Origin of the sequence: Nostoc sp. NMS8 (genome assembly GCF_017115045.1) — a bacterium.
In the GTDB taxonomy this organism is placed as follows: Bacteria; Cyanobacteriota; Cyanobacteriia; order Cyanobacteriales; family Nostocaceae; genus Nostoc.
In genome coordinates this window covers 18906-28757 of record NZ_JABXKK010000053.1, presented here as the reverse complement: position 1 = coordinate 28757, position 9852 = coordinate 18906, and the positions used below count along the sequence as shown (strand labels likewise).

Genomic DNA, 9852 nt, shown 5'->3' with positions numbered 1-9852 from the left:
GATGACAACAAATTGGATGGCACAACACATCATTAACTTTTACGAGCAAACAAGGCTTAGATTTTCAAATCGTGACTATCGCTGATTCAGTAAAAATTAACGATGCTCTCAGAAATCGACCATACATTTGTCGTTTCAACATCTTTAATCGGTTGATATGCCCTTCAACAGAACCATTGCTTACCCAGAGCGTTACCCCCGCTTTGACAGCATCGTAGTCTTCACGCAAACTTTTAGCAAAGCGACGAAAAGGAGAAACAATGCTATTGTCAGCCTGTGCAAGCCATAGATCAAGTTGTTTAGGTTGTCGAGTACGCACCAGTTGAGCAAAATCTTGGGCTAATCCAATTGCTTCAGCTAATTCGGAGTGTTGTGCTGTTAGCAGGGCAATTAGTTTGGCACTTGCGAAAAGCGAAATCGTCTACCCCAAGAGTTTCTAGGAAATCGATTAATGGTAGAGGCATTTTACGCACCAGTCGCAGCAGTGTATTGCGACTCACAGTGAAACAAACCATCGCGCCGCGATAGTCTCACCCCAGCTGCACCGCCTAACGCTAAACCAATTGTCGTAAATTGTTGAGCCAACCGCAGAGTCCGACGCGCCCAAGGAGCGGTCACGTTAGTCAATCTTTCAGTAAAAATGCGCCGTTTACAATTAGCATTGAGACAAAAAAACTTCCGCACACGCATCTGTAAACTTATTCTGTAATCAGCCCACGATAAATCAGCTAACGTCCGCTCATAGTGACTATGAATTCGGTGAGTTTGGGAAGTGCAGATTGGGCACTGAGTAACAGCTTGTACTGAAGCGATAATTAACGTAATGGGAGCTTGTGCTTCGTTAATCAGTCAATTCTCAATCTTGTTGATTTTTTGTATTGGGTAATAGGCGACAGAGTACTTCTATAGCCTTTTGACCCATATTCGACTCTGAGTGTGTGATTCTCAACTATTTCTCGTTTTATTACCTAAAAGCTAGAGTACACAAGAAGTTTAGGCTTTTTATCTCCATTCTAGCTTTTATTGAATTTGTTGACACCATTATCAACTACTGAGGCGTTCGTTCTATCGCTATTGACTAAAAAAATTCATCTTTTGCGATCGCAAGAGAGCGGGTGCTTGCACCATCGCTCAATTGAGAGCATCCTCAAACAGGATCACCAAAAGTGGACAAGACCCTTAATCCTGGCTGGAAAATGTCTTGATTGCAGGTCTGAGCGATTAGTATTGCAGGTCGCTACAGGTAATAATCCCAGAATTAATCTCTTTACATCGCGGTCAAATCATTGGCATTGTCAGAATAGTTGATTGCCAGTTTTCACCGATTGCGTCAGGCTGGGGAATGGCTGACCAGTACCACTAGCATCTAGAGAATCCACGCGGGATTACACCGATTCCATACATTGGAAAACTGGGGATTTTTGAAGTACCAGATGAACTGGTGAGGAGTGCGATCGCCTCATGAAATCAGTTCTTTCGCTTTTCTCCGGTATCGGCGGACTATGCCACCACGGAATATCAGCCGCAGGTCTATCGCACAAATTCCGAGTCCAGCAATTTGTCGAAATCTCCCCTTATGCTCAATAGAGAAAGAGTCTTTATCATTGCCTACGCCGATGGCTTATTCCACCGTCAACAGCCAACCCCCTGGACAGACCAAATTGGAAATCAGATTACGCAAGTACGGCTCTCTCATGAAAACCGAAGCTATCAACCCGGCATTCGTGAGGTGGCTTCTGGGGTTTCCGTTGGAGTAGCCAAGGGAATCAAGGGGAATTACGATGCCCGTCGTGCTTATGGCTTGAGTTGCTCTCCCCGGCAAGCTGCGATCGCTTGGAAACGGATTGATTACTTGTGGAGTCTACTTTCAAATTAGAAGGTGCATTATGGTTAACCTAATCAACTCATTGGAAAGCTGCTGATTTATTTCCTCACCGTGGGGTCAAACCAATTCGCAATTCGCTTAATTAACAGCGCTTGATTCTACAACATTGAATAGCAGTCTCCCACTTTAACCGTACCAGAGGACGCAGGAATTTGCATCTTTCCTCGACCAAATGCCAAGCCTAAGTTTAACCCTCAAGTTTTTATTAGTAAATAAGATGCATTTGCCCTGGCGGGGGAAAGGGGAAAGAAAAAACCTTTAACCTTTTCCCAAAACCCAATTCCTAGTTAAAAATGCTTTACCCGAGCAGTATTGACACCTCGCATTCTCACAATTTCTGATGTTACTTGCCGTCCAGTAATGGAACGCTAATTAGCCTTAAACAACTACAAAATTTTCGTTACTTAAAGACAAACCAGCAGATAGTTGTGCAAGTTGTACTTTAGCAAACCCACCTGCATTGCCATCTTGGTCAAAGTACAGCCCACCTGTAGTCGAGTTATAAATAAATCGTTGAGTGCTAGTGTTTGCAGATGTTCCGATTTTCAACTGGCTAGCAGATAGTATACCTGCTGATAAACCGCCACTAAAGCCAGCAGCAGATATCTGAATTACTTCATTAGCGGTGTGGAAATCATAAATGCGATCGCTACCTTCATTGAAACTATTGAAAACAAAGGTATCAGTACCACTTCCTCCAATTAGGCTATCATTACCCTTGCCACCTGTGAGGATATCGTTGCCATTTCCACCTTTGAGGGTGTTCTTACCAGTGGCATCAGAGGCAGTGAGAATATCGTTGCCATCACCTCCATTAAGTAAATTATCACCTAATGAGTAGCTAACATCCAAATGATCGTCTCCAGCACCACCGTTGAGAGTGTTATTACCAGAGGAATCATATCTACCGTTGCTGGTGTAGTCGAACTGGGCAGAGGCAAATAGAGAATCATTGCCATCACCTCCAGAGAGCAGGTTATTACCACTTGAAAAGTTAACATTCAAGATATCGTTACCAACACCACCGTTGAGGGTGTTATTGCCAGAGATCGCATCGCCATACTGGAAATCTCCGCGGTAGTATACCAAGGAGCCATCGGCAAAGAGAGAATCATTGCCATCGTCTCCAGAGAGCAGGTTATTACCTGTTGAAGCGTCGAGATTCAAGTAATCATTACCTTTACCACCAATAATCGTATCATTGCCATTACTGCCACCGTAGAGTGCATCGTTACCATTAGTCCCGACAATCTTGTCGTCCTTGTATGTACCTGTAATATCTAATCGTTCGATATTACTGTAGTTAATCTGATTTTTACCCACCGTAATTGAGCCAGTATTAATACTGGCATTGAAAGTAGATGTGATTGTTTCAGTAGAATTGCGATAATCGATGTACAAAACATCGTCGTTACCTGTTCCTCCATCTACCGTTTGAGTTACTAAGGAAGCAGTAGATAATTCGTCTAAACGGAAAGTGTCATTGCCATCGCCACCATCTAGTAGATTACTACCTGTTAAATTTGTAACTTCAAAGTCATCCTCACCAGCGCCACCTTTGAGGGTATTATTACCAGACACCCCATTAATATATGTGCTAGAAAGAATGAGTGCATCATTGCCATCCTCTCCAGAAAGTAGGTTATCGCCTGTTGAATCTCTAGCACTCAAGAAATCGTCACCAACGCCCCCAAAGAGTAGGTTATCGCCTGTTGAAATGTTAACATTCAAGAAATCGTCGCCAGCGCCGCCTTTGAGAGTGTTGTTGCCTAAGGCAAAATAGAGATGCAAATAGCTATCTTGGTCGTAGTACTCTTGACCCTGAGCAGAGAGACTATCATTACCATTTCCTCCATCCAAGAAGTTATCGCCTGTTGAATAATCAGCAGTCAAGGAATCGTCACCAGCACCACCCTTAAGAGTGTTATTACCTGAGACAATAGTATTTAGGTACCGATTTCCAGAGGCACTAAGAGAATCATTGTCATCGCCACCATCCAACAGATTATTGCCTGTTAAAAAGTCAGCAGTCAAGGAATCGTCACCAGCATCACCCTTGAGGGTGTTATTGCCTGCACCACCAATAAGAGTATCATTTCCTGCATTACCCCGCAGCAGGTCGTCACCAGTACCACCCTTGAGGTAGTCATTGCCTGTACCACCAATAAGAGTATTATTGCCTGCACCACCGTTGAGGGTATTGTTACCTAACGCGCCAGAGGCACTAAGAGAATCATTGCCATCCCCACCATCGAGGAGGTTGTTGCCTGTTGAATAGTCAATATTCAATGTATCGTCACCAGCACCACCGTTGAGCGTGTTATTGCCTGACGTTACAGTATTGCCCCCCTCGTAGTCGTTGTACACGAAGCCAGAACCGGAGAGAGAATCATTGCCATCCCCACCATCGAGGAGGTTATCGCCTGATGAATAGTCAATATTTAATGTATCGTCGCCAGTACCACCGTTGAGCGTGTTATTGCCTAATGTGACACGATAATAACTTTCGTAGTAGTCGTTGTCGTCGTGGTAGTAGCCAGAACCGGAGAGAGAATCATTACCATCCCCACCATCGAGGAGGTTATTGCCTGGTGAATAGTCAATATTCAATGTATCGTCACCAGCACCACCGTTGAGGGTATTCTTGCCTGAAGCAGCGAAGAATCCTCCGTAGTAATCGAAGGAGCCAGAGGCTATAAGAGAATCATTATCATCGCCACCATTAAGTAGGTTATTGCCTGATGAATAGTCAATATTAAAGGTATCGTTACCAGCACCACCGTTGAGGGTGTTATCGCCTAAAGAGGGAACAATGCCGTATCTGGTAATTCTGCCTGAGGCAAATAGAGAATCATTGCCATCGCCCCCAAAAAGTAAGTTATCACCTTTTGAAGCTTGAATATCTAAGATATCGTTACCAACGCCCCCAGAAAGTAAGTTATTGCCTGTTGAATAATCAGCAGTCAAGGAATCATCATCAACGCCACCGTTAAGGGTGTTATTACCTGATGCACCAATATAACTGTAATAATCGAAGCCAGATAGCGACAGAAAATCATTGCCATCGCCACCATTAAGTAGGTTATCGCCTATTGAAAAGTCAATATTCAATGTATCGTTACCAACGCCACCGTTAAGGGTGTTATTGCCTGGGGTAGTAGCGGCACTAAGAAAATCATTGTCATCGCCACCATCAAGCAGGTTATTGCCTTCTGAAGAGTTAGCATTCAAGCGGTCATTCCCTGTACCGCCAACGAGAGTATCATTGCCTGCACCGTCAACAAGAGTATCATTCCCCGCACCACCAACGAGGGAGTCATTCCCCGCACCACCTCTTAAAGTGTCGTTCCCACTCAAGCCGTCAATAATGTCATCGCCCCCCTGACCATTGATGACATCATCTGAGTTATCAAAGCTGCTAACATTATTGTCAAGGTCGTTAAGAAAAGTGACAGTGTTTTTGTTGAAGATAGTGCTTTGGAGCGAGTTGGCGTTGAAGACATCAAAGCTATCTGTGGTGCTAGTTTGCCCATAAAACAGGATGTTGCCTGAGTCTACAGTAGCTCCTGTAGATTTGCTCAGGTTTTCCAGGTTTTCCAGAGCAAAGTTTTGCAGAATCACTTGGCGACCACTTACCCCTTCAAAGGTGATTTCTAGATTGCTGCCATTTTGGGTCAGCAGCAAATTTTGGGCAGTGAAGCCATATCCCTGGAATTCTAGGATGTCTACTTCTGCAATGACTTCTACCGAAGGATTTACACCTTTACCTACCCCACCAAAATCGGTGATGATATTAGTGTCGCTACTCTCGCCGCTGAAAACAAATTTATCCTTGCCGCTTCCACCAGTCAAAGTGTCCTTGCCAAAGGAAATTGTGATAGTATCGTTGCCAGCAAGACCTTTAATCGTGTCCGCTTCGTAACTGCCTACTAAAGTATCGTTACCGTTGGTTCCAATGATATTTGCCATAACTCTTACCTACCTGAATTGATTTTTTCACTAACTTCAGTTGTCAGTTTACAAATTGTGCAGTTTTCATGCACAAAAAATCACCGAAATCTGCATACTTCAAACCTCACCCTTGAGGAAGAGTCAATTTCTCGAAAATGCACCCAAAACAGAAGGCTTGTACTATCACTTATTTAGCTATTTTCTTACTCTCTAAGTCTTAAGCACTGTACAAATTCATCAACGTCTACATTCAAAATCCCGAATCATCAATCATTACAGGCTAAATAAATTATCTTTCTTTGTCCGTTAGAAATCAGTGAACAAGCATCAAAAATCCAGCCTTCATATTTACAGCTAATTGTAATCAAACGCGCCACTAGGATTTATTTTTGTGGTGGGTTTGATCGAAAGGTGCTGTAGTTTTTTGCCAGTGCCTAAATCCTACTAGAAGAGAAAATAGTCAATAGTTAACTCTGGCTTATTAAATATACTTTTATACCCTCCTTGTGGGCAATTATGTGTAAATGTCTAATTTGAGAATACAGAACATCTCAATAACCTAACACTCACCATATACTATCGTATTTACTTAGATGTCTTTGCTTCCAGACACATCTTTGCATATTCTTCACATTATTTACTGATAAATTTACGTAAAAATATTTTGATTTATGCACTATCAATGTATCGTCTTTTCCTCTTGCTAAAGACTATTACCAATTGGTATAGCATTTGTAACCAAAAAATTTGCGAGCGCAGACATTACTTGCGTCAGATGTTGGCACGCCTTCGAGAAACAGTTGACCGTCATATCTGGGTCAGAGAGTGGGGGATATCGGTTGTAGGGAATGGTTCTACATCCATCGGGAGATTGTTGAGAAGCTAACACGTCGCAACACAAGCTAACATTGCGCTGTTATCGGCGGCGGACAATGACGATTTGAGCTATGTTGACCAGAATTTTCAACCGGAGTCATTGCAGACTTGGAGTAAGCGTGGTTCTGTGATTAACGTTGAGATACGGCGTTATCGAGAGTCTGTGCTTGCGGGTTTGGTCGAAGATGGGTACACCGTTATTGATGCCGACGATGCCAATGATGATAGTGGAGCAGTAATCGAGTCGGTTAAAGCGGCAAGTGAGCAATTGTATGCTGCTGAGTGTAAAGCGTAGGCGTAGCCCGCCGCAGGCATCGCTAATTCTGATGAACTCTCCCCAACCGAATTGAAGAAGCTGCAAGACAAACGAGCGAAAACGAAAACCCAACGACATCAGCAGCGCAAAGCGGAATTGTCCCGTCGCTATGAAATTGACGTAACCCCTGAGCTTGTCGATAAAGATGACGATGGGTAGTATCCTCAACTGAGAATGCACTACTATTTGACCCTGAGGCGGGAATTTCTGACGAACCGTGATGCTAAACGGGCAGCAGCGCAATTAGAAGCTGGGGAGAATTCGATTTGGAAACCAGATTTTAATAAGGGGCAGATATTACCATCGGTGCTGTTGTTAGAAGAACTGAATCTGTTGCAGTTGCTTACGCCAGACGTTCAGTTACGTGGGAGTGACGAGAAGATGGTGGAGTTTAAAGCACTGGCTATAACGCACCGGCATGTTATTAAGAATTACTTGAATGTCAGTATCTCGGAAAAACTTACTTCCATAGCGATCGCTCAGAAGTTACTTGCCAAAATTGATTTGAAGTTGGACTATGTTGGTCGGTTGGGTAAGCGTGAAAATCGGGAGTGCGTTTATCAATTCGTTGCCCCTGATGATGAGCGTGATTCGATTTTCGGACAGTGGTTAAATCGAGATGAACTACAGCGCTTCCCGCTATTATGCAATACAATTTTCTCCTTGTCCCTCTCTTAGCATAGCTTTCAGCTTTGAGAATGTACCTCATAGCTGCCGTAAGTGCTGTATTTCTTAGTGAAGTGGTGTCAGTCACTAATAATATAAGTACAACTACACCAGTCATTGACACCCAATCCCAAAATATTCCCCAAACACTAACGCCAGTGGAAAGTTCAACTACTCAAGGATGGAGGGGTCTGAAGCTGAAATTGCGCCAAGGACTCGACAGTGCTGGTCAATTCTACAGTGAGTTAGTGTCCAAAATTGGCAAGGCTGTTGGGGTTGCTGATGGTGAACCTTATTGGAACGCCTACCTGGGGCAGTGGCAAGTTTGGGTTAACTTTACTGACGGGTGTAGGTCTGTGGTGTGCGATTGGCTGGTGTGGTGTAGGTCAGAGTAGTTCACTATTCCATCAAAACCGAAAATGTGAGTCGGTTATTCGAGCAGTTTCCCAGTTTGGAGCAAATAATCTCTATCGGCGGGCGAAACAGCGCCATAACTGTTGGAGAAGATGGGCAATACTAGTGAGCGTCGCGGTGTGATGCTGGAGTTTGAGAATGTGCAGATAACGAATTTTCTCAACTGGTGACAGATGCGCCGCAATAGACTGAGTGGATGGCGTAAGAAAGTTGGGCACAGATTGCGATCGCTAGAAGGTTAGTTACTCCCAAGCAAAAAGAACTAACTCTTATCCTCTTATCCAGCATCCAGGGATTATTAACTATGGGGACTGTCTTTGAGCCTCACCAAAATTCTAGTTACACACCAACGTTAAAGCAATTTGCAATTATCAGTTAGCAATGACGCTCTCCACGAGATGCTAAAAGCGTAGCTTGCTTCGCTGTAAGGGTACGCAGACTCGCTACCGTTGTGATTCTTTTGTTTCCGGCATTTTCAGCCACAACCAAAGAAGTCCGAGCGCAGCGATAACGCCTAATGTGATAAAACCAACTTTATAACCTGCTGCTTCGACCAAAAAACCGCTTGCTAGGTTGCTAATAGCAGCACCGATGCCAATCATCGTATTGATTGCTCCTTGTGCCAGATTAAATCGCCCGGTTCCTTGGGTTAAATCTGCAACAATAATTACAACTAGTACTGTAAAAATACCCGATGCAATGCCGTCTAAAACTTGTACTGAAACTAAAAACCAAGGGTTGTGGCTTATAGTATAAAGCCCAGTCCGAACTAAAACAGCAGCAAAAGCAATTAGTAGTAATGGTTTTCTGCCCCAACGGTTGGCGGCCGTTCCTGCCCAACCAGCTACGGGAATCATCGTTAACTGTGTCACCACAATCGCAGCAGAAATGTAGAGTGAGGGAGTGTTTTGCTGTCCTGCGGTTAACTCTTGACTAACTAAAGGTAGTAGCGCCCCATTTGCCAGATAGAACAGAACTATAGACAAAGCAAATATGATCAGCGTGCGATTACCCAACAAATCCTTAACCGTAGCACGTTCTTTAGTATCATTTTCTTGCTCATCACCGCGAGCCTTGGTATTGTCAATATCTTGATTGCGAATCTGAAAGACTGAAAAAATGGTGGCAACACACAAAACTACTAAAAAGTAAAAAATCCAAATTCGTCCAGCAAATTGTCCTAACAAACCAGCAACAATTGCTGCACACACGTTGCCTGTATGGTTAAATACTTCGTTGCGCCCTATCCGCTTGTTTAAACGGTCTTTTCCTACCACTCCCAGCGAGATAGCTGAAACTGTTGGGCCAACAATTACTGCTGATATACCGATGACAGCCTGAGCTGCGACCACAGCAGGCAAAGCCGAAAAGTTGACAATCACCATATAGCTAATTGCAACAGCCAGAGTAGCTGTTGCAATCATTAATCGTTTATGACGGGAGGCATCAACTAGCGCCCCCGTTGGTGTTTGTGCCAGAATTCCAGCAATGCTAGTGGTCGATAGAGCAATACCTACTTGGGCTGGATTCCAATGACGATCTGCTGCTAAGAAAATTGCTAAGTAAGGTTCAAAAACATCTCGCACATCGCCCAAAGAAAGGTTGAGCCGATCCAAACTACGAACAGATGTGCTTTTAGAATTACTCAAGGAATGTTTATAACGACCAAAAAGCAGGTTATTAATCTTACGTTTGAGTTTTTGCATAAATCTGCTTTGGTCTGATTAGTCACTATTAAAATATA

The 9852-nt window shown here is 43.6% G+C and carries 10 protein-coding genes; 5 read left to right on the top strand and 5 right to left on the bottom strand.

Annotation, left to right across the window (positions count from 1 at the left end; translation table 11 throughout):
- Positions 1-64: 64 nt before the first annotated feature.
- Both HWQ39_RS10255 and HWQ39_RS10250 read right to left on the bottom strand, forming a co-directional pair.
- Positions 65-349, bottom strand: coding sequence for a transposase (locus HWQ39_RS10255; protein ID WP_292843881.1), 285 nt, complete (start codon positions 347-349; stop codon positions 65-67).
- 116 nt (positions 350-465) lie between these two features.
- Positions 466-618, bottom strand: coding sequence for a hypothetical protein (locus HWQ39_RS10250; protein WP_292843879.1), 153 nt, complete (start codon positions 616-618; stop codon positions 466-468).
- A gap of 843 nt (positions 619-1461) precedes the next feature.
- Here HWQ39_RS10250 and HWQ39_RS10245 point away from each other — a divergent pair.
- Entirely contained in the window at positions 1462-1587 is a 126-nt protein-coding gene (locus HWQ39_RS10245; RefSeq protein ID WP_292843877.1) for a hypothetical protein, read from the top strand.
- Positions 1577-1876, top strand: a complete 300-nt coding sequence (locus tag HWQ39_RS10240) for a hypothetical protein (RefSeq protein WP_292843875.1) — start codon at positions 1577-1579, stop codon at positions 1874-1876. Before HWQ39_RS10245 ends, HWQ39_RS10240 begins: the two co-directional genes overlap by 11 nt.
- Positions 1877-2263: 387 nt before the next feature.
- Here HWQ39_RS10240 and HWQ39_RS10235 read toward each other — a convergent pair whose 3' ends face one another.
- On the bottom strand, positions 2264-5854 hold the full coding sequence (locus tag HWQ39_RS10235) for a calcium-binding protein (protein ID WP_292843873.1): 3591 nt from the start codon (positions 5852-5854) through the stop codon (positions 2264-2266).
- Between the two features lie 922 nt (positions 5855-6776).
- Between HWQ39_RS10235 and HWQ39_RS34375 the strand changes: the two genes are divergently transcribed.
- The 3 genes from HWQ39_RS34375 (at position 6777) to HWQ39_RS10225 (ending at position 8089) form a co-directional block, all read left to right on the top strand.
- Positions 6777-7007: a hypothetical protein gene (locus HWQ39_RS34375; protein ID WP_366932253.1), complete on the top strand. Its 231-nt coding sequence runs from the start codon at positions 6777-6779 to the stop codon at positions 7005-7007.
- Between the two features lie 195 nt (positions 7008-7202).
- Positions 7203-7706 carry a hypothetical protein gene (locus HWQ39_RS34370; protein ID WP_366932252.1) on the top strand — a complete coding sequence of 168 codons (504 nt, stop codon included), beginning with the start codon at positions 7203-7205 and terminating at the stop codon, positions 7704-7706.
- A 20-nt stretch (positions 7707-7726) separates the two neighbouring features.
- Entirely contained in the window at positions 7727-8089 is a 363-nt protein-coding gene (locus HWQ39_RS10225) for a hypothetical protein (RefSeq protein WP_292843871.1), read from the top strand.
- 72 nt (positions 8090-8161) lie between these two features.
- Here the strand turns inward: HWQ39_RS10225 and HWQ39_RS10220 are convergent, their stop codons facing one another.
- Both HWQ39_RS10220 and HWQ39_RS10215 read right to left on the bottom strand, forming a co-directional pair.
- The gene (locus tag HWQ39_RS10220) at positions 8162-8326 is read right to left on the bottom strand and encodes a hypothetical protein (protein WP_292843869.1); all 165 of its coding nucleotides are present in this window, start codon (positions 8324-8326) and stop codon (positions 8162-8164) included.
- A gap of 225 nt (positions 8327-8551) precedes the next feature.
- Entirely contained in the window at positions 8552-9814 is a 1263-nt protein-coding gene (locus tag HWQ39_RS10215) for an MFS transporter (protein WP_292843867.1), read from the bottom strand.
- Positions 9815-9852: the final 38 nt, after the last annotated feature.

Coding starts and splice junctions, on each gene's coding strand:
- HWQ39_RS10245 (WP_292843877.1), top strand. CDS start 1,462: ATGAAATCAGTTCTTTCGCTTTTCTCCGGTATCGGCGGACTATGCCAC.
- HWQ39_RS10240 (WP_292843875.1), top strand. CDS start 1,577: ATGCTCAATAGAGAAAGAGTCTTTATCATTGCCTACGCCGATGGCTTA.
- HWQ39_RS10235 (WP_292843873.1), bottom strand. CDS start 5,854: ATGGCAAATATCATTGGAACCAACGGTAACGATACTTTAGTAGGCAGT.
- HWQ39_RS34370 (WP_366932252.1), top strand. CDS start 7,203: ATGCACTACTATTTGACCCTGAGGCGGGAATTTCTGACGAACCGTGAT.
- HWQ39_RS10225 (WP_292843871.1), top strand. CDS start 7,727: ATGTACCTCATAGCTGCCGTAAGTGCTGTATTTCTTAGTGAAGTGGTG.
- HWQ39_RS10215 (WP_292843867.1), bottom strand. CDS start 9,814: ATGCAAAAACTCAAACGTAAGATTAATAACCTGCTTTTTGGTCGTTAT.